This window comes from Microbulbifer sp. 2205BS26-8 (assembly GCF_030731025.1).
In the GTDB taxonomy this organism is placed as follows: Bacteria; Pseudomonadota; Gammaproteobacteria; order Pseudomonadales; family Cellvibrionaceae; genus Microbulbifer; species Microbulbifer spongiae.
Window position 1 is genome coordinate 58,148 of the sequence record NZ_JAVAMR010000002.1, and the last position, 21,197, is coordinate 79,344.

General features: G+C 50.8%; 14 protein-coding genes and 2 pseudogenes. 14 read left to right on the forward strand and 2 right to left on the reverse strand.

Annotated features, from left to right (window positions below; all coding sequences use genetic code 11):
* The first annotated feature begins 429 nt into the window (after window positions 1-429).
* Window positions 430-582 carry a hypothetical protein gene (locus Q5Y71_RS00910; protein WP_306039306.1) on the forward strand — a complete coding sequence of 51 codons (153 nt, stop codon included), beginning with the start codon at window positions 430-432 and terminating at the stop codon, window positions 580-582.
* 283 nt (window positions 583-865) lie between these two features.
* Here Q5Y71_RS00910 and Q5Y71_RS17460 read toward each other — a convergent pair.
* Window positions 866-1,015 (reverse strand): annotated as a pseudogene (locus Q5Y71_RS17460) (ATP-binding protein); the annotation flags it as partial.
* Window positions 1,016-1,997: 982 nt separating this feature from the next.
* Between Q5Y71_RS17460 and Q5Y71_RS00920 the strand changes: the two are divergent.
* Together Q5Y71_RS00920 and Q5Y71_RS00925 are read left to right on the forward strand one after the other, a co-directional pair.
* Window positions 1,998-4,991 carry a TonB-dependent receptor gene (locus tag Q5Y71_RS00920; protein ID WP_306039310.1) on the forward strand — a complete coding sequence of 998 codons (2,994 nt, stop codon included), beginning with the start codon at window positions 1,998-2,000 and terminating at the stop codon, window positions 4,989-4,991.
* 812 nt (window positions 4,992-5,803) lie between these two features.
* Window positions 5,804-6,067, forward strand: coding sequence for a hypothetical protein (locus Q5Y71_RS00925; protein ID WP_306039311.1), 264 nt, complete (start codon window positions 5,804-5,806; stop codon window positions 6,065-6,067).
* A 41-nt stretch (window positions 6,068-6,108) separates the two neighbouring features.
* On the opposite strand, the gene Q5Y71_RS00930 is transcribed toward Q5Y71_RS00925, so the two are convergent.
* Window positions 6,109-8,469, reverse strand: a complete 2,361-nt coding sequence (locus tag Q5Y71_RS00930; protein WP_306039312.1) for a penicillin acylase family protein — start codon at window positions 8,467-8,469, stop codon at window positions 6,109-6,111.
* Window positions 8,470-8,768: 299 nt separating this feature from the next.
* Here Q5Y71_RS00930 and Q5Y71_RS00935 point away from each other — a divergent pair, with 299 nt between their 5' ends.
* From Q5Y71_RS00935 to Q5Y71_RS00985, 11 genes and pseudogenes are all read left to right on the forward strand, one after another.
* Entirely contained in the window at window positions 8,769-11,321 is a 2,553-nt protein-coding gene (locus Q5Y71_RS00935; protein WP_306039314.1) for a TonB-dependent receptor, read from the forward strand.
* A gap of 218 nt (window positions 11,322-11,539) precedes the next feature.
* Window positions 11,540-12,823 (forward strand): ergothioneine biosynthesis protein EgtB, encoded by a 1,284-nt coding sequence (gene egtB, locus Q5Y71_RS00940; RefSeq protein ID WP_306039316.1) that lies wholly within the window; start codon window positions 11,540-11,542, stop codon window positions 12,821-12,823.
* A gap of 2 nt (window positions 12,824-12,825) precedes the next feature.
* On the forward strand, window positions 12,826-13,794 hold the full coding sequence (egtD, locus tag Q5Y71_RS00945; protein WP_306039317.1) for an L-histidine N(alpha)-methyltransferase: 969 nt from the start codon (window positions 12,826-12,828) through the stop codon (window positions 13,792-13,794).
* A 31-nt stretch (window positions 13,795-13,825) separates the two neighbouring features.
* On the forward strand, window positions 13,826-14,269 hold the full coding sequence (locus Q5Y71_RS00950; protein ID WP_306039319.1) for a DUF411 domain-containing protein: 444 nt from the start codon (window positions 13,826-13,828) through the stop codon (window positions 14,267-14,269).
* Window positions 14,270-15,071: 802 nt separating this feature from the next.
* Window positions 15,072-15,485, forward strand: a complete 414-nt coding sequence (locus tag Q5Y71_RS00955; RefSeq protein WP_306039320.1) for a hypothetical protein — start codon at window positions 15,072-15,074, stop codon at window positions 15,483-15,485.
* Window positions 15,486-16,330: 845 nt separating this feature from the next.
* Window positions 16,331-18,259, forward strand: coding sequence for a threonine--tRNA ligase (gene thrS, locus Q5Y71_RS00960; RefSeq protein ID WP_306039322.1), 1,929 nt, complete (start codon window positions 16,331-16,333; stop codon window positions 18,257-18,259).
* Between the two features lie 21 nt (window positions 18,260-18,280).
* Window positions 18,281-18,826 carry a translation initiation factor IF-3 gene (infC, locus tag Q5Y71_RS00965; protein WP_306039435.1) on the forward strand — a complete coding sequence of 182 codons (546 nt, stop codon included), beginning with the start codon at window positions 18,281-18,283 and terminating at the stop codon, window positions 18,824-18,826.
* 144 nt (window positions 18,827-18,970) lie between these two features.
* Window positions 18,971-19,165, forward strand: coding sequence for a 50S ribosomal protein L35 (rpmI, locus tag Q5Y71_RS00970; protein WP_020413351.1), 195 nt, complete (start codon window positions 18,971-18,973; stop codon window positions 19,163-19,165).
* 37 nt (window positions 19,166-19,202) lie between these two features.
* The gene (gene rplT, locus Q5Y71_RS00975; protein ID WP_306039329.1) at window positions 19,203-19,562 is read left to right on the forward strand and encodes a 50S ribosomal protein L20; all 360 of its coding nucleotides are present in this window, start codon (window positions 19,203-19,205) and stop codon (window positions 19,560-19,562) included.
* A gap of 719 nt (window positions 19,563-20,281) precedes the next feature.
* Window positions 20,282-20,830, forward strand: a pseudogene (locus tag Q5Y71_RS00980) (transposase); the annotation flags it as partial.
* Between the two features lie 49 nt (window positions 20,831-20,879).
* On the forward strand, window positions 20,880-21,146 hold the full coding sequence (locus tag Q5Y71_RS00985) for a hypothetical protein (protein WP_306039330.1): 267 nt from the start codon (window positions 20,880-20,882) through the stop codon (window positions 21,144-21,146).
* Window positions 21,147-21,197: the final 51 nt, after the last annotated feature.

The following is a 21,197-nucleotide window of genomic DNA, read 5'->3' on the forward strand; positions in this document are numbered from 1 at the left end:
GCAAGGTGGAAATCCTTCCGATCTCTCCCTCTCCTAAGCTAAAATGATCTACAAAGACCTACGGCATGTCGCTGGCCCTTCCTTTGCTTTTTGTAAATTTGCGAATAGCAGTGGCAAAGTCTGCGATGGGTGGTTTTCTTAGCATGTGTGAGTGTAGATAGATAAATCGGGGAAACTTTGTATTAAATGGCCTGGGGATGAGTGCAAAAACCGGAATAACTGGTGGCGCATTTATGGAGGTCCAAGCCCAATACCTGTTGTATGGATAAGAGGGAGCCGTTTATACCTATTTGCGGCACAAGCACACTGACCTAACATGTGAAGATGATAGGCCATTAGCAAAATGCAATCCAAGTTCATCACTTGGGCATTGCGCTTCCCTGAAGTGCAATGGTTTATGCCAGCGTTTACTTAAATGGAGAGTTTGTTGTGCTGAAAGATGCCAGTTTTGACCATGAAGAAAATCAGGGAAATAGTTTGTTTATATCATTTTTTTTAGGCACTTTTGACATTATAGGGCTGGATGTGTCTGGCATAAGTAATCGACCTGTATTTCATGATGGGTTATTGACTGCATTTTAATTAGGGAATGAAAAGGCAAGAGTGGCACAGTAATGAAAATGGTCATTTGCCTGAGGCGCTTACTACTAGGTTTGATATACCACTCGTATAGGGGGGATTCCTGTGCTTGGGTCAGCTTAGGGTAATTTGTTTCTCTACAGTCAGTGTAAAATGGAGAAAGAACCGAGAAGGCGTCCAATTTATCAAACTGCGTGTGACTTGTTTGTTGATTTGCACTTAAAACTGACCCGGGATTTGCACTTAATATTGACCCATCTCGATTGCCAGATTATGGCGTAGTTTTTTATAGTTTTCTGTTCTTTCTGCCCTCCCGATTGATCGTTGATTGTTTTAATCGATAGCTGTCATTACCCGTCTCCAGGATATGGCAGTGATGGGTTAAGCGATCTAGCAATGCCGTCGTCATTTTTTCGTCGACAAACACCGAGGACCACAGCCTCAACCGTCATCTTTACGAGCTTCTGGGTGAGGGTGTTGAGGTCAGCCTCGGACTTGATGCCCTTGGCCAGTTCGGTGGCATGCGCTTGCAGCTGCTGTTCGAAATCCTGATTATTCATGGTTTTGCTCATGGTATTCTCCGGTTCAGAGTACGGAGGCATGAGCAGTTACACAATTTAATTTACACTCTCCCACAATCGTTGACCGCACCAATGATCACTTTGACATCCTTTCAGCCATAGCTTTCTTGCATTCCCAGTATTTCCTGTCTTCAGGAGTATCAACTATTTTGCCGTGATGTAGAAAAAATAGTGCGGTGTGGTTGTGACCAGTTGCGATAAAGAATTTTGTTAGTCTGGCTTCCTCTTGATCCCTTGATTCATTAAAGGGCGCTTTTTATGTACTTGTGGCGCCTGGGTGGACATTTGTAGTTGTTAAATCCAAAGAGGCACTTTTAACCTGTATAACGATTATATCATTGTCTAGATATGCAAAAAACCTGACCAAATATGCTTTATTTAGAGCTAAGCATTTTTTGCCTATAGATATTGTATTGTCATCTAGGTCATTTTGATGGAAATCACCAGTTACAGGCATGGTCACCTATATTAGTGGATCCTCGATAGTTTTTGATTTTTGTGGTTTGATTTATGTGCCAAAACTATTATGAACAGGTCATGGATAAAATATTCAAAATTCAGTTTTCAGTACTTTGATTGGTGATTGAATTATTGGAATAATCAGGAAGCTATTCGATTTTGTTGAGATGGATGGCGTGTATTGGTATGAAAGCGGATGGTTCTTTAGTAAGGGGGGTATATATCGAAAATATAAATGATTGTATTTAGCATCTTTGGCCCTGGCTATTCATTATTTTAATAATGCCAGTGAAAAATAAGTTTATTGAGTGAAAATTTTTCATTATTTTTTAGTGGCAAGGTCAGATTTCAATTCTAATTAATACAAAAGGAAGTGTTATGAAAAACAAATCTACTCACGTGAAATTTAAGCACTCTTTAGCCGCAGCGGCTGTAAGTGCCTGCTTAATAGCATCGACGGTATCTTTTGCGGCTAGCAATACCTCCGGTTCTATTTTTGGTAGAGCGGAAGCGGGGACTGAAATCACATACTTGAATAAAGGCACAGGGGTGAGCCGTACCATTACAGTACCGGCGGGAGGTAGATTCAACATCAGCAGTGTACCTGCTGGTACCTATGTTGTTATGGATTCTGCGGGCAATGAACAGGAAGTTCAAGTTACTATTGGCAGGGGCAGCAATGTTTCTTTTGACACTATTGAAGTTGTGGAAGTTATCGGGAGTCGTATCAAGGCAATCGACACCTCTTCAGTAGAATCTACCGAAGTGTTTACAGCGGATACCGTTCAGCGTCTACCACTGCCGAGAGACTCGGTGGCTGTTGCACTGTTAACACCAGGGGCAATACAGGGTGGTGCCAATTTTGACCGTAACCTACCGTCTTTTGGCGGCGCATCTATTGGTGAGAATGGTTATTATATCGATGGGATGGATGTAACCAACTTACGTACACTGCTTTCGTTTGCGAACCTTCCACAAGACGCTATTGAGCAGACACAGATTAAATCCGGGGGTTATGGTGTTGAATATGGGCGAGCGCTTGGCGGCATTATCAATGTCGTGACTAAGTCTGGTTCAAATGACTGGGCGTTTGGTGGTTCGCTTTATTCTGTCCATGACGCGCTAAGATCAAGTGAGAAAAACACCATCAATAGAAAACTGGATGGCAGCTCTGAAATCCTGACCTATAACTCTGCCGATACTGAGTCTCGCCTGGAATATAATATATATGCCAGTGGCCCACTGATTGAAAACAAGCTGTTTTTTTTCGTGAACCTGGAGGGCCAGGATGACGACATCGATAATTACTCAAGAAATGACAGTTACAATATCAAAACGGATACACCTAATTACCTGGCCAAATTGGATTGGTATATTACCGACGAACATCTGCTGCGTTTTACCCATATTAACAACCAGACGGAGTATGATCGCACAGAGTATCACAACCTCAATGGAGAAGAGTGGGCTGGAAAGCATGGAGAGCAGACAAATTCATACACTTACCAGGAAGGTGGTGATATGAGTATCCTGAGTTATACCGGCCATCTCTCCGACAACCTTACGCTTAACTTAATGGCGGGGAAACTTAAGCACCAGTACCTCAAGGTGCCCAGCCTGGAAGGTGGTGACTGCGCTTACGCCTGGGATACCACTAACGGCGTTGGCTGGCCTGGTCGTAAAGCGATTGGATGCTGGAATGCGCCAACTCAAGATGAAGTCACGGATGATATCGATGATATTGACAAGAGAGACAGCTATAGAGCGGATATTGACTGGGTGTTAGGGGATCACAGGCTGCGGTTTGGTTATAATGCTGAGAGTTATGATTCAACTTCTCCTGGCAGTAGTTATTCCGGTGGTATCTACTACCGCTACCAAACTGCCCATGAAAATAACGATTGCACGATCAATGGTGTTTTGTTGGATTGCGGTACTGAAACGGTTCGAATTCGAACAAACGAAATTGTGTCGGCTACCTTTTCTGTAGAAAATACCGCTTGGTATATTGAAGATTCCTGGCAGTTAAGTGACAACATACTGGTTTATGGGGGGTTGCGCGGCGAAACTTTTACAAACAACGATGGCCAGGGGCGTACTTTTCTGGAATCTGACCATCTTATTGCTCCGAGATTTGGCTTTTCTTGGGATATTGATGGAGACTCAAGCAAGAAATTTTATGGCACTTTAGGGCGCTATTATATCCCTGTGGCATCCAATACAAATATTCGGGCGACGCGGGAGGAGCACTTTAGGGAAAATCACTATATTGTCACAGGAGGTTGGAATGCTGATGGCAGCCCGGTATCTCTTGGCCAGGAGTTTGGCAGGAGTGTTGTAGATGACCAAATAGCCAATCCGGCTGTGATTGCAGATGCTAATCTTGAACCCATGTATCAGGATGAACTTATCCTGGGCTATGAACAGCGGGTTACAGATGACTGGACCTTGGGTGCGAAATTTATGGGTCGCACTGTAGGCAGCGGCATGGACGATTTCTGTGGAAAAGATGGCTTTGTACGCTGGGCAGATGACAATGGCTATGATAATTTCGATCCCCATTCATTAGCCGGTTGTATTATTATTAATCCAGGCGAAGATATCACCATCGCAATGGATTTAAATAATGATGGAACACTCACCAACGTTACAACACCGGCTTCTTATCATGGTCTTCCGGAATATAAGCGCCATTATCTGGGCCTTCAATTAACCGCTGAAAAAGCACTGTCTGATAACTGGCTACTTAACCTGTCTTATGTACTGTCTCGCACCTTTGGCAATGTCGAAGGCTATGTGAACTCCTCTTTGGCCCAGGAAGATCCAGGGGCAACACAGGATTTCGACCATGCGAATTTCATGCACGGCGCCTATGGAAATTTGCCTACAGACAGAACGCATCAATTTAAGGCCTTTGGTATTTACGATTTCACCGAGGAGCTATCAGTATCGATGAATCTAAGCCTGATTTCAGGTATTCCTCTGAGCTGCCAAGGATTTGTAAGCACAGAAGGGATGCTGGAGGGTGATGGCACAACAGCCTATGACCTGGGTAACTTTAACCGTTATTCAGCCTCCAGCTTTTATTGTAATGACGGCAGTGGTAACCAAGTCTTAACCAAGCGTGGTGACGAAGGCAGGTCAAACTGGTTGTACACTGCCGATCTGGGTATTGCCTACGCCCCGGCATGGTATGAGGGATTGGTTTTAAAAGCCACCGTGTACAACCTGTTTGATTGGCAGCGTCCAGATGCTTATGACCAGGAAAAGGATTTGGATCGTGGGAACCCAGCAGTTAACCACAATTTCCTGAAGGCAACCAGTTTCCAGCCACCCCGCTATGTGCAGTTGACAGCGCGGTATAGTTTCTAAACAACCATTGGATAAAGAGAGATACGGTCTTCTGTCATTCATTTATGACAGGAGGCCGGCATCTTTAACGATATTCTGAAAGCCACAGGTGTTGTTGAGAGGACCGCGGGAGTTCAAAACTCCGATGCCGAGCAAAAGCCGGGTGCAGGATGCGGCGTTCTCAGCAGTCAGTCTCTGCCCGATCTTGCAGTAATCTTGTCTACTTTGCCATCCTTGCAGCTGGGGAAACCTGCAGTCCAATCTGTATCGCGCTATTGCTAATGTGCTGTGTAGCCTGCACTTTTTTGCAGTAACTTTCGGGCACATCAGTTTACCTAATTACCATCGAGCTTAAGCCTGCGCTGCAAGGGTGTACGATTTCACCCCGAAAAATAAGAGTTTTAACGAAGCAGGAGGCTCCACCTCCTTCCGTAGCTCTAGATTTCGCAGATTAGAGAGAATAGCCGACACTTGCCATCTCCTTATATTTAGGGTTATGCAGGGTATGCAGCCACTAACTCATAAAGGTTGCTTAGCTTGGATGGTAATTAGGTCAGTTTATGCGATTGCTTCTGTTGCGCCAGCGAACTTTTATAGTGTGTGAACCCGTATAGTTTGAAAAGTTGTGATTGGTTAACACTTTTCAGCCCAGCCGTATTCATCATGTATTGACCTCAGTATGTTTATTAACCTTTCCACTCCAAATACATGGTGTGAGTGAGAGACGCATGATTATCCGGATTACGATTTCAGAAGTAAGCAGAATTGTAGGGAAATGACCATGGCCGAAACGGAAACTATACTAAAACAGGTTTTTCAGTGAGGTCCGCGGGATGCTGCTGGCGACAATCCGTTTTTATTGTGCCAACTTTGTGCGCTTTTTTTTGCCGCAGCAACGGGAAATTCCAGTCTGCAAGGGCACTGAGAGCCATAACCGTCGCTACACGGTCCAATACCGGCAAAAGCGGGGGCGAGTGAGGAGTCTGTGGATTGCAGTCTCACTGGTGATGCTGTGCTTTCCGCTACTGCCTTTACTGCTGGGTCTCGGGTTCTTTAGCGCATTTCTCTCGTTTGCTATTCTTGACGAAACGGTGTGACCCCCCCTCTGTGCGAGGAGGCAGGGCAGGTTGAGTGACAGTTATTTGAGCGTAAGCTGGTAGCGGACTGTCTGTTCCTTCAGGGGGCTGGGATTTCCCTCTACCCAATCGCGGTGTCCATTGGCGAAAAAAGGGGACAGAGGGTGGGCACTCTGTCCGGTGGCCATATGAAAGATGCCGTCGTGCTCACGCCCGGGTGAGACAACCATGCGCTCTGAGGCGCCGTGATTCGGGGATTGGACACGGGGCATATGGGTATCACCGGGCAGGGGGTCCGCAGGCATGGAGCTAAACCAGCCCAGGGCGGGGATGGCACGGACAAGGGGGTGAACGATAGCGGCTGTATTTTGTGTGCCCCAGGTCTGCTGCTGCAGAGGCTGGCCGTCTATTTCCATTTTCTCCAGCACCCGGTCCAGTGCTGCCAATTTGAGTATCGTCCAGGATTCGAAATCCGGATTGAGCAGGTGCTGCGGCTCCCGTTGTGCCAATGTCCAGACGGGATACTCAAATTGCCGTTTCAGTGGGCCAAAAGTGAAGTGTGGCTGGAACTGGCGCATATAGGTGAGAATCGGCGCAGTGCTCAGCGCCATAAACTGCAGGCGAAAGTTGCGTACAATACGGTATCCAACTGAGTCAGTGCTGGCGCGACCGCCCCAGTTTTGCACCTGACAGTAGACCTCGCTATAGCCCCTGCGGTCTTTCAGAAGCCCGAGCAAGAGCTGCTGCCAGCGCTCCAGAAATACCGCGCGGTTGTCCAGTTGGATCGCCAGCAGTGCCCGCTCGTCAAATTGGGATTGATTGAGGAGCTTGTCGCGAATCTGCTGCTGGCGGGCCCCCAGAGCGTACCCCTGGTCGCCCATTATTTTCAGCCAGTCTCCGCTCACCATGCGGGCATTGGCGCTCCATATGCGATGGGAGGCGGGATTGTAGAGCTGCGGCCGCTCTTTCGCGGAGAGATAGCCGTCCCAATAGGCATCGCCGTTGGCCCAGCTCTGTGTGCGACTCCCATCAAAACCCACTCGCCGGGGCATGGCCCCGGCCACGGTCCAGCCGATATTGCCATCCCTGTCGCCGACCACAAAATTCTGATGGGGGATGCCCAGCTCCGGACCCAGCGCCAGTGCCTGCAAGGCGGTGGCGGCGGATTCAATACGCAGCAGGTTCATATTAGCGCCGGCAATATCGTGTGCCACCCAGCGATAGGCGAGCGGAATCCCCCGGTGGTTTTTACCAATGACTGGGCCCCAGAGTGTTTTGCGAACCTCCACAATTTCGTCCCCGGCGTTTTTCACCAAAATGGTTTCCTGTTCTACTGTGAAGTGGCGCCAACCCTCCGGTGTTTTGTATTTCGTACCCGCTTCATTCAGCTCCAGGGCAACCAGATCGCTCCAGTCCCCGCCGGTGTTGGTGAAGCCCCAGGCCACGGCGCCGTTGCTGCCGACCACCATGGTCGGGCCGCCGGGCAGGGTGGCGCCGCGGATATGCCTATTGGTGCCGGGAATATTCCAGCCGGCACGGTACCAGATGTTGGGTACACTAAGGCCCAGGTGCATGTCATTGGCGAGGATGGCGCCGCCGTGTCCGGTGAGGGCTCCGCCTACTACCCAGTTGTTACTGCCATTCACCCTGTCGTCACTCCCCATCGTCTGGTAGGCAAGGGTGTCCGTATCGGTTAATAGTGTGGAAATGGGTGTCTCTGGAATGGTGACAGTGGCTTTCGCGCCGCCCATCAGGGGTGCATCCCAACTGCCACCGGCGGGAAAGAAGAAAGCGTAGAGGTCCCCAGGTAGCAGTTCAGCCAGGGCGGTATCGCGCCTTTCAAACCGGCCTTCCGTGCTTTGCAGGGTCATATACATACTGAAGACCGTCAGCAGGCTGTCCGCAGCAGACCAGGGCCTGGGTTTCTGGTTGAGCAGGACATACTCCCAGGGTTTCGCTCCCAGCTGTTGCAGCCCGAAATTGACCCCCTGCACATAGCTGTCGAGCAGTTTCCGCTGTGGAGCGGGCATGACGGCAATATTTCGCTCCGCGCGCTTGCGGAACTGGTGTGGGCGCACAGTTTTATCCGCCTTTAATGCGGGCACACCGAATAGCTCGGAGAGCTCACCGGCAGCGTTGCGGCGCAGCAGATCCATCTGGAAAAAGCGCTCCTGGGCATGCAGAAAGCCCAGTGCGAAAGCCGAACTGGCGCGGTCTTTGGAGGAGATCATGGCAATACCCTGGGCATCGCGCTGGATAACCGCCGGTGTGGAAAGAATTCCCGTATCGATTGTGCCTGCCAGTAGAGGTAGGCTCTGGCGCCACCAGAGCCAGCCTGAGACAGCGACCAGCACAAGAATGGTGGCGGTGGTGAGCAGTGATCGCGATATTCGGCTGTTTATTAGATAGAACGGGCGTGCCATAGTATTTCGTATTTCCTGCTGGAGGTTATTGTAATGGGTGTTGCTTGCCTGGTGACTATCCAGCTGGCTGGTAAATAGGTTACCGGAGGCCACATCCTAGTAACTTTTTGTGACAAGGGTTGATACTGAATTTTTAGATTAACCTGACTTAGTGGAAAAAACGCCATAAAACTGACTAGTCACAAGATAAAAGTCATATCGGGGTTTTAAATTCCAAGCCGCGCACGTAAAATGGCGTGGAATAACAAAAATAATATCTCAAGAACATCACGCCGTATAACAAAAAACGCGAGGTCGCGATGATGCACGATGCTGATAGAGCTCGAAACAACCGTCAATTCAATCTGTCTATCCTCTCCGGAGCCATTGCCTTTCTTACTGCCATCAGTGGTCATGTACAAGGGGCGGAAATCGAAGAGGTGGTAGTAACTGCGCAGAAGAGGGCGGAGAACCTCCAGGATGTGCCAATCGCGATTACCGCCTTTACTGGTGACAATATCAAAGAAAGTGGTGTCAAGAATCTGACCGATCTGGGCAAATATACGCCGGGTGTCGAAATGCACAACGACGTAGCGCTCCAGCCCATTTACAGTATTCGCGGAATACAGACAAACGACTGGACTGCGGGCTCAGACCCTGCGGTTGCCGTGTATGTGGACGGGGTTTATACGGGCCGCGGTGCTGGAGCAGAGATACCATTGACCGATATCGAACGGGTCGAGGTTTTAAAAGGTCCCCAGGGTACACTGTTCGGGCGAAACGCCACGGGTGGTGCGATTCATATTATTACGATCAAGCCGCAGGCGGAAAATTCAACAGAGCTGAATTATACTCTGGGGAACTTCGGACGACAGTCGTCCGATCTGGTGTTGAACCGCCAGTTGACTGACGGCCTCTACGGACGCTTCTCTGCCTCTACTAATCGCAGAGATGCCTTTGCAGACAACCTGGCTGGCGGCTTTTCCGTAGGGGATCAGGATACCCAGACATACCGGGCTTCAGTATTGTGGGAGCCGACAACGGATACAGAGTTGTTGTGGCGTGCCGACTACGGGATAATGGACCAGGGCAGTGCCCTGGCTACGACGATAGTGCCCAGCCTCAAAGGCGAAACCGATCTATTCGGTGACTATGCCCTGGATACTCCCACTATTGAGGACCGCGACGCATTCGGTACCTCGCTGACCATTACCAGTGACTTCGATGCCTTTACCCTGACTTCAATCACGGCTTACCGGAAGTTTGATGCTTATCTGCAGGAGGACGAGGACGGTACCGCCAATCCGGACTATTTTTTTGGTTCAATCAACCTCGACAAGCAAGAGCAGTTTTCCCAGGAGTTCAGGCTCAATGGTGCTAGCGGGGATATCAAATGGACTCTCGGCGCCTCTTATTTACAGGAAAAGCTGGAACATACAACCCACGCGAATTTTACCTCCGGCTCACTGGAGTCCTTTGCGGTCTACGAACTGGCAAAGCTGGAAAATCCAGACCTGACCCAGACCGAACAGGAAGACTTGGCGGTCTTGATGCGCCAGAATTTTAAAGAGTTGGGGTTCGAGGGGATTGCCAGTGCCTCCTTTGTGTATGACCTGATGTTGCAAAGTGGCCAGGTGGATCAACTCCTGAGTATCCTCAATCCGGCGGGTGGCGTAACAGGCAATATGCTGTACGCCCCGGCTGTCGCTGCGCAGATGCTGGCGAGCTTCAAGCCCTGGATCGAATCCGATATCCCCTGGAATGAGAGCGTGCATAACACTGGCGACTACCGCTCCAGTGCGATCTATGGGGATATGACCTGGAGTATTACTGACCGGATGGATCTGACGATCGGCGCTCGTTACACCTATGACAGCAAAGATTTTACTATTGAAACCGAGTATAAAAATCATATCCCTCTAAAGCTGTCGGGCGGGGACGTTCCGCTTGTGGATGCAGAGGGCAATATTATTGGCGCAATAACCCTGCCACAAATTGACTTGGGTTCACAATTGTTTGGTATCGCTTTCTACAATAATAGCCAGCCAGCCTTGGATTCCAAACTGAGTGACAGCTGGAGCGATATCTCCGGGCGCATAGTCCTCGATTACCGATGGACCGAGGAGGTGATGACCTATGTTTCCCTTGCTGATGGCTTTAAGGCCGGTGGCTTCAACAGCCTCAACTTTGGCCCCGGTGTAACACCTGCTTTTGACCAGGAGGATGTGGTCAATCTGGAAGCGGGCCTGAAGAGCAACCTGTTTGACAACCGGGTGCGCCTCAATGCCTCTGTGTACACCTATGAGTACAACAACCTGCAGACACTGGATCTGGTGGGTGTCCCGATCCCTAGCTATAATCTGAGAAATGCCGACGCTGAGGGCACAGGGGCTGAAATTGAGGTGCAGTGGGTTGCCACGGACAATTTCTTTATTGCCGGCAACTACTCCTATCTGGATACGGAATTTACGGATTACCAGATTATTGAGGTGATCGGTGAGACGGAAGCGGACTCTCTGGTGGGTGAGCCGAGAGTTTCCACCCCCGAGAATAAACTCAATCTTATGGCCGAATACTCCGTGGATCTGGCTTCCGGGGGCCAACTTCTTCTGCGCGGTGACTACAATCGGACCGATGAACGTATTGGCTCGGTTACCGATAGAGCCCGTATTGTGGAGGATTACCAGTTATTCAACTTGCGCGCGGCCTGGAACAGTGCATCGGAAAACTATTCAGTGGCACTCTGGGTTCAAAACCTGACTGACGAGGAGATTGCCGGAGGGTTTGGGGGATCGGGTGCGGCTATCGGGGCCAGTCCCGGCTGGCGTTTGGTGCCGAGAATGTATGGCGCCGATTTTACTGTGCGATTTTAGTTGGTTATGGCCCGGCAACCCCTAGTTACCGGGTCGCATCTGTTTCCAGAATAATGACTTTGCAGGCCGATTGTACTGGCCTTTTTTTATGCAATTCTGTTTTTTTTAATAAACTGGCGCAAATTCGGTCTTGTAAGTCTGCAATTACATGGGAATAGACCTAAAACTGCGTATGATGATTCCAATACAAATGAATTGTGTCGCGGTTGATGACCGATATGGCAATATTTGCAGATGAAGTCTCTGTGGGAGAAGAGCAGCAACAGTTGCTCGCTGTTTACCGGAAGGTGCGGGGGGAGACAGAACAGCTGGCTGAGCCGTTGTCTGCCGAGGATATGCAGATACAGTCCATGCCCGACGCCAGCCCCACCAAGTGGCATCTGGCCCACACCAGCTGGTTTTTCGAAACGTTTATTCTGAATGCGTATTTGCCCGACTATCAATTATTTGATCCGCATTTTAATCACCTTTTTAATTCCTACTACAACAGTCTTGGGACACCATTTTTAAGGTCTCGGCGGGGACTGGTGTCCCGGCCGGATATCGGTCGGGTGTACGCCTACCGAAAGGCCGTGGACGAAGGCATTGAGAGGCTGTTGAGTGAATTTCCCGGTGCATCCAGTCTGAATGCCCTGATTGTCTTGGGCTTGAATCACGAGCAGCAGCATCAGGAACTCTTGCTGACCGACATAAAACATGCTTTGTCGATCAACCCGATGGCGCCTGCCTATTGCGATGTGATGCCAGAGGAGGAAACGGCGGTCGTTGAACCGCTGCGCTGGCTGCAGATTCCGGGGGGATGTTACGGCATTGGCAGTGAGGGTGAGGATTTCTATTTCGATAATGAGGGACCTGCGCACCAACAGCTGTTGCAGGGGTTTTGCATCGGCTCCCGATTGGTTACCAACGGAGAATACCTGGCATTTATCGAAGATGGTGGTTATCAACAGCACAGGTTGTGGTTGTCGGATGGCTGGGCACTGGTACAGCAGAGGGAGCAGCATCAGCCCATGTACTGGCGCGAGACGGCAAAAGGGTGGCAACAATTTGGCCTACATGGATTGCAGCCGTTGAATGCGGCCGAACCTGTACATCACTTGTCTTTTTATGAAGCGGACGCTTTCGCCACCTGGTCGGGAAAGCGCCTCCCCACCGAGTTCGAATGGGAGGCGGCCGCTTGTTATCTGCGCCAGCTGGATCAACTGGCCACTGCCAATCTGCTGGAAAGACAGGCTTTTAAGCCCCTGGCTGCCGAGCGGGGGCGTACCCAGTTTCTCGGTGATTTATGGGAATGGACTTCCAGCGCCTATTTACCATACCAGGGTTTCAAGGCGCGTGAAGATGCCGTAGGCGAGTACAACGGCAAGTTCATGTGCAATCAGAAAGTGCTGCGCGGTGGTTCGTTTGCAACGCCGTCAGGCCATATCCGAATCGGTTATCGAAATTTCTTTTATCCGCATCAGGCGTGGCAATTTACTGGTGTTCGTTTGGCAGGAGATTAAATGTGAGAGCAGCCTTATCGTTTGCTCCCGGCAAGCAGCAACAGGAAAGCGAGTTTCTCAGGGATGTGTTGGAGGGGTTGGGAGGTAAAACAAAGACACTGCCATGTAAGTATTTATATGACGAAGTGGGGTCCCGTCTTTTTGAGGAGATCTGTGCGGTCGAGGATTATTACCTGACCCGCACGGAAACCGATCTGTTCACGGATAATCTCGGGGACATTGCTCGGGAGATCGGCTCGGGGGCCCTTCTAATAGAGCCAGGGGCAGGCAACTGTGAAAAGATTGAGATGCTGATCGCTGAGCTCGATGCTCCCAGAGGATATTACCCGATGGATATATCCCCTGAAATTTTGCAAGCGGCGGAGGCTAGAATCAAGTGCCATTTACCCGGTATCCAGGTGTGGAGTGAGGTGGGTGATTTTACCCAACCAGCAGTTTGGGATAAGTTAAGTACTATTCCCTCCCGCAAAAGGGTTGTATTTTTCCCCGGGTCAACCATCGGGAATTTTGAGCCACAAAAATCGGTACAGCTACTCGAACTGTTCGCCGCAAACCTGGGTGCCGGTGATGGTCTGCTGATCTGCACGGATCTGGTGAAGGATTCGGTGGTGTTAGAGCGAGCTTATCACGACAGCGCGCATGTCACCGAGAGATTCAACAAGAATCTCCTTTGCCGAATCAATCGCGAGCTGGACGCAAACTTTGACCTCTCCCTGTTTGCCCACCGCGCCTTCTACCATCCGCTGCGCCAACGGGTGGAGATGCATTTGGTCAGTCTGCGGCGCCACGATGTCTCTATTGCCGGAATCAGGGTGGAATTTGCAGAAGGCGAGGCCATTCACACGGAAAGCTGCCATAAGTACACCATTAACGGGTTTAATGCACTGTTGTCCAAGGGAGGGTTTAAACCCATACGACACTGGAAGGATGCTTCTGAATCTTATGCTATCCACTACGCTCAGGCTATCTAGCACTATAAACTGCATCGCCCTGTTTTTTGCAATGATCGGTTTTTTCACAGTGGCTGTCGCCAACGAAGCCCGTGACAGTGCCAGCGGCCTCACCGTGTATAAACGCCCGTTGTGTTTCTGCTGTAAAAGGTGGGTCAGCCATCTCGAAGACAGCGGCCTTCAGGTGTCTTCTGTTGTGAAGTTGGATATGAAAAAGCTCAAGCGGCAGTGGGGTATCCCAAAGGGGATGGAGGCGTGTCATACGGCAGTATGGCAAGAGCGCTATATTTTTGAAGGGCACGTACCGGCAGTATACATTCACAAGTTTCTCGCCTCCCCCCCGGAAGGCAGCACCGGACTCTTGGTGCCGGGAATGCCAGTTGGCAGCCCAGGAATGGAAGCACAGGGAGCGTTCGCGCCTTATAATATCTATCTTTTGCTCAATAATGGCGATTACCGGCTTTATGCTCGCGTCGAAAATCCCGATGCTGTCTAAGCCGGACTATATTTGAGCCGTTTGATCTATCGAGATTGTTGCAGATGGCGCAAAGCCGATAAAAGCGGCTGTATCATTCAGCGTAGGATCAGGCTGCTGAATTCCAACGTGTGTCTGGCCATAGCCTGTAATTGGTTTGGTCTCTGCCAGGGTTGGTGTCGATCTGAGCAAACTGATACTGCCTCTTGATCTTATTCATATATTGGTTATGGCTCGGGTAACTGATCTGTGGCATGGGGTGTGCCTGAAACCAAAGAGCGCTGGCTCCAGATCCGATTGAATTTTACAAATCGGCAGCCCAGGGTCTTAATTCGCTCAATCAAGCTGGGACAGAAAAGATACCAAATGGAAACATAATTGCCAGGGTTACCGTTCTTTTGAAAGCGGTTCTGGGCTTGATGGAACAGCTAAAGATAGCAGTGGAAAACCCGCAGTTTGTGAAACGCATCATCAGGCTTCATATGACAAAGCACGGCTCGGTGGGCCGTGATAAAACAGGGGCGCGAAGAGCATCCTGTCCCTGGCAGTCATCAACCCGTTTGCGATACAGTCCTTACCTGCCGCAGAGAGTGCTGGCAGGTGGTTGAAAAAGGTCTTAAGCGGTCTTTCTCAACCCGGGATTGCGGCCCATGCCCACAATCCCTCCGCAACAAATCAGGCCCTTACAGGCTCGATTTGCGGCCCGAACCTCCCTGTTCGGGTCAGCAGTCTGCTGAAAATAGACATCCTCAACAGGCTACAAGAAACCGCAGGCGCACTGGAGCAGTTAAATAACGAAGATAAACAAGTGGGAGAATGCCAAATGCGAACTGAAAGAAAAGTGGTATTTTCGATGTTTTTTTTGAGAATCACCGTGTTGCTGGTGATGTTAATATGGACCATCGATAAGTTTGTCAATCCCGGCCATGCCGCCAGAATTTTTGAAAAATTTTATGCCATAGCCGGGGTGGGTAACACAGTGGTCTATATCCTGGCTCTGATAGAACTGATCATTTTGGTGCTTTTTTTCTTTGGTATCAAAAAGAAATACACTTATGGACTGGTATTTGTTTTTCACGGTGCCTCTACCCTGGCTTCATTCCCCCAGTATCTATCCCCTTTTGAGGGTACCAACCTGTTATTTTTTGCCGCCTGGCCCATGCTCGCGGCTTGCTCGATGCTGTTCTTTTGCCGCGAGGATGACACCCTGCTTCAGGTCGATACCAAATTTTCCTGATACCGGCTGGACCTAAACACATGCCGATCGGCTGGAGAGGGGGCAGGTTAGCGGTTTTGGCCGATGTGTTCGCGGCTTAATACTCACTGGGGCACCCTCCCGAGAGCATCCGGGCTGCAGAATACGCTCCCTGTGGGAGGGAAAGGGCAAATCCGGCCCTGGTGAATCAGACTGTTTGCTCCTGCCCATCTGGTTCGTGGTGAAAACCGTCTGGTAGGGCAGTCATCGACATTGTTTAAAGCCGGGGCAGCTGTGGTTCTCCTCACGCCGGATGACAGGTTTTGCCTCGTCAGTTGGCCCCCTATGGGTTACAGGGCAGAAGCTCCCACTTTCAGTACCGGGATGCTATCTCCCACACACGGAATGCCCCCATTGGGAGACTTTGTGGCCACTATCCGAGTGGTGTTTAGATACAGTTCCGTGACCGGGTTGTGCCGGTATCCAATGGTGAACGGGTTTTTGTTGCCTCTGCGGTACCGGGTGTAGTAACTTCCACCCCTCGAATCTTCCTGCCCCTTCCCCGGCCTATGACCAATCCGGAGAGGTGCCGGGCCGAAGTTTCTGTAAGGAAGGCCGCGAGCGCGCTCGCCCCGGAATCCGTGCCGCACTGCGTGATTGTTGTCGGTGTTCCTGCTCCGAAGCGGGTATTCCCTTGCACTGCCAGGCCCTGCCCGGTATGGGCAGGTTGTTTGCCAATTGGGTTTGAATAGGTTTACAGCTTTCTGGTAAGCTATGCTAACTCTTTGATTAATAGTGGTTTTTCCTGATTTTGCCCACTTTGGATGGCAGATCGGGTTTTCATGCGGTCTTTGGTGTGGATCGCCACTGAGAGATAAGGACAAACAATGCCCGTTGTTACCCTCCCCGACGGCTCCCGTCGAGTATTCTCCTCTCCGGTTTCTGTATATGACGTAGCCGAAGATATTGGTCCGGGCCTGGCCAAGGCCGCGCTTGCAGGTGTGGTTGATGGCAAAGAGGTTGATATCAGCTATATCATCGATCGCGATGTCACACTGGCCATTATCACTGATCGTCAGCCTGAGGGTTTGGCGGTGATTCGCCACTCCACCGCGCACCTGTTGGCCCAGGCGGTCAAGCAACTGTACCCCACGGCTCAGGTGACGATCGGTCCTGTGATCGAGGATGGCTTCTATTACGATTTTGCTTACGATCGGCAGTTTACTCCGGAGGATCTGGAAAAGATCGAGCAACGTATGGAGGTGCTGGCCAGAGAGGATATTCCTGTCAGTCGCCGCTTGATGCCACGCAATAAGGCGGTTGAGTACTTCCGTGACATGGGGGAGGTATACAAGGCGGAAATCATTGCCAGTATTCCCAGCAATGAGGATATCTCCCTCTACCGTCAAGGGGACTTTGAGGATTTGTGTCGCGGCCCCCATGTGCCGTCCACGGGGCGGCTGAAAGCCTTCAAGCTGACCAAAGTGGCCGGCGCATACTGGCGCGGTGACGCCAGCAATGAGATGCTGACCCGGATATATGGCACCGCCTGGGCCAGCAAGCGGGAATTGAAGGCTTACCTGCATCGCATTGAAGAAGCGGAGAAACGGGATCACCGCAAGCTGGCCAAGAAATTTGACCTTTTCCACATTCAGGAAGAGGCGCCCGGCATGGTGTTCTGGCATCCCAATGGCTGGTCTATTTACAGCACGGTGGAGCAGTATATGCGCCGCCGTCAGCGAGAATACGGCTATAAGGAGATCAAGACCCCCCAACTGGTGGATTTCAGCTTGTGGCGCAAGTCCGGCCACGCGGATAAATTCGGCGATGATATGTTTACCCTCACCAGTGAAGAGCGCCAGTTTGCCATCAAACCCATGAACTGTCCCTGCCATGTGCAGGTCTTCAACCAGGGCTTGCGCAGTTACCGGGATCTCCCCTTGCGCCTGGCGGAGTTCGGTTCCTGCCACCGCAGTGAACCGTCCGGCTCTCTGCACGGTCTGATGCGCGTGCGTGGATTTGTGCAGGACGATGGCCATATCTTCTGTACAGAAAACCAGATCCAGTCTGAAGTGTCGGACTTTATGCACCTTCTGCACTTCGTGTACAGGGACTTTGGGTTCGAGGAGCTGATCTATCGTCTGTCCACCCGCCCGGAAAAGCGCGTGGGTTCCGATGAGAGCTGGGACAAGGCGGAGAAGGCGCTGGCGGATGCTCTGGATGCCGCCGAGCTGCCCTGGGAGGAGTTGCCGGGGGAGGGGGCTTTCTATGGCCCCAAGATTGAATTCTCCCTGAAGGACTGCCTGGGGCGCGTTTGGCAATGTGGCACAATCCAGGTGGACTTCTCAATGCCGGGCCGACTGGATGCCCAGTATGTGGCTGAAGATGGCTCGCGCCAGGTCCCGGTGATGTTACACCGGGCAGCCCTGGGCTCTTTCGAGCGCTTTATTGGTATCCTGATCGAACATTACGAAGGGGCTTTCCCTGCCTGGCTGGCACCCCAGCAGGTAGTGATCATGAATATTACCGATCGCCAGGCCGATTACTGCCGCAAACTCAAAGCTCGCCTGGAGACACAGCATTATCGCGCCGAGGCTGACTTGAGAAACGAGAAGATCGGCTTTAAAATCCGCGAGCACACGCTCCAGCGTGTCCCTTATCTATTGGTAATTGGAGATAAGGAAGTTGAGAGCCAGGCTGTCACCGTGCGCACCCGCAGCGGAGAAGACCTGGGCAGTATGACTTATGAGTCGTTTTTACAGATCCTTGCGCGGGATGTGAACCGCCGTGGCCGTATACCTGAAGAAAAGACTTGATATCTGAGCAAATTGGAGACCATAACTATTAAACGAGACAGTAAGGGACGGTCCAAAAAGGCCCGTATAAACGATCAGATTGAGGCATCGGAAATCCGCCTGATAGGCGCAGATGGTGAACAGGTGGGCATTGTCTCACTGAATGAGGCGCTGGAGGTTGCGCAACAGGCCAGCCTGGATCTCGTTGAAATTGCCTCGGACTCCACGCCGATTGTCTGCAAGATCATGGACTACGGCAAGCACGTATTCGAGGCCAAGAAGGCCAAGAATGCCGCCAAGAAGAAGCAGAAGCAGCAACAGATCAAGGAAATGAAATTTCGCCCGGGCACCGATATCGGCGACTACCAGATCAAGCTGCGCAGCCTGACCCGTTTTCTTGAAGCGGGTGACAAGGCCAAAGTGTCCCTGCGCTTCCGCGGCCGCGAAATGGCCCACCAGGAACTGGGTATGGAAATGATGCAGCGTATTGAAAAGGATCTGGAGGAGCTGGGTACCGTTGAACAGCGACCAAAACTGGAAGGCCGCCAGATGATTATGGTGATTGCACCGGTTAAAAAGAAAAAGTGAGGTTTTGGGGGATGACTTCCCCGGCCTCCTTTATGAGAAGTGATTGGGCGACGGCTGCCTCCTCACTCTCGCAGTGCCAGGGGTTTCCCGCTGGTAGTTACTAAGGGGCCTGTTTACAGGCAATGATTCACTTTGGAGTACAAAATGCCGAAAGCAAAAACACACAGTGGCGCTGCCAAGCGCTTCAAGAAGACGGCTGCGGGCTACAAGCACAAGCACGCCAACAAGAGCCATATCCTCACCAAGATGACCACCAAGCGCAAACGCCAGCTGCGCGGCACCCAGACCATGAACAAGTCTGATGCCGGTCTGGTCGATCGCATGTTGCGCGCCAAGTAATTGGTCCAAAATCGCAAAGGTTTAAGAGGAGAGCATTATGGCCCGTGTTAAACGTGGTGTAGAGGCGCGTCGTCGCCACAAGAAGATACTGAAACAGGCTAAAGGGTACTACGGTGCGCGCTCCCGCGTATTCCGTGTTGCCAAGCAGGCAGTGATTAAAGCTGGCCAGTACGCCTATCGAGACCGTCGTGTTAAGAAGCGTAACTTCCGCGCGTTGTGGGTTACCCGTATTAATGCCCAGTCCCGTGTTGAAGGTTTGAGCTACAGCCGCCTGATAGCCGGTTTGAAGAAAGCGGATATTGCTCTGGATCGCCGTGTTTTGGCTGATCTGGCGGTATACGACAAAGCTGCTTTTGCCGCTGTAGTCGAAAAGGCCAAAGTGGCCCTGGCAGCATAACCGGATTTTTGGCTGCAAGGCAGTATGCAGGAAACGGGGGAGGCTGTAACGGGTCTTCCCTGTTTTTTGGTTTTACTGTGAGCGGCCTACAACGTATCTCCATCCGGCCCATAAGGCAGGTCATCAATTCCAGCAGATCCGACGAGCCCCAAAAACTCTTGTAACGCCCGTGTGGTACCTGGACCCTGTTTGGCGAGCATGTAAGCCAATCGAATCGAAGTCGATATTATGCGTGAGGTCAAAAGCTGCCCCGCATAATCTACCGTTTTTGGCAAGCCCTATCTCAACACAGCCCTATGGCGGCAAACTCTTGCAGAGATATCACACCACCGCTGATTCTATCGGAAGCATACCGCCTACTGGCTTTGGGCACATGAGAACCAATAACCCAGCTCAGGCATCGGAGATTCCCATCCAATCAGTCCATGGCTGTTCTATGTGGTAGCTACCGCAAGATTCATATCACCGCTCACCTGGTTCCGATACAAACAACTGAATCAATAAGCTGCGTGATGATGTTGCGCTATTGCCTCTGCATCATGTTGATACCTTAAAGGACATTGCCCGGAGATTGTGACGGGCTTTAATCGTTAGGCAGACTGGCCTACTGTATACCAAGCATTCAGCACCACTTCTGGTACTCCCCATGAAAGATGTCGCCGTTGTTAGCTATTGCCGCACTGCTGATCCACCCCCCTTGAAGTGGTCCACCCGTATAATTAGGAGACGGAGGACTAAACATGGGAATCAAACATCATAAGCCGGAAGAAACCTACCCCGAGACACGCCAGCAGCGCTGCTGGGTACACATGACGGCCAATGTACTCAACAAGCTGCCCAAGTCGTGCCAGCCGAAAGCCAAGCGCTTTCTACACGACATCTGGCAGTCTGAGGCAAGGGTTGGCGCGGAGAAGGCATTCGACACGTTTATCGAGACGTACGAAGCCAAATACCCGAAAGTTTCCGAGTGCCTGCTAAAGGACCACGAAGAACTGATGAGCTTCTACGATTTCCCGGCAAAACACTGGCAGAGCATCCGGACAACGAACCCGATCGAGTCGACGTTCGGGACAATACGACACTGGACCAAGCGCTCGAAAGGCTGTCTGTCGAGAGAAGGAATGCTACACATGGTGTTCAAGCTGGGAATGTGTGCAGAAGAAAAGTGGAGAAAGCTCCGGGGCTTTGACTACCTTGCCAAGGTCATCACCGGAGTGAAGTTCAAGGATGGAGAGGAGGTGACAACAGCCGGTCAGAGCGCTGCTTAATCAGGCTTGTTGAACACCAGAATTGGCAATAACTCTATTGAATAATTCCATGATTAAAAAGCTACACCATACTGTGAATGATTTGGGCACACATAGTCTAGATATAAGTGTGAACAGCCATAGAGCGATTGCCGCAAGTGCAACTCTCAATAAGACGATGGTTAAAGTTGGCAACTCAGAAACAGCCAACTCAATAAAGAAAAATGATCCGCACCATAAAACTGAAAGGGTTATCAGCATAAGCCACTCTCTGAGACCCATTGATGTTGGAATGAATGAATTTATTAGAAATCAATCATACTTTTTACAAGCCTAATGACCGGCTTAGGGCCGGTTATCACCGCTACCTGCGAAGCCTGACAAAGCC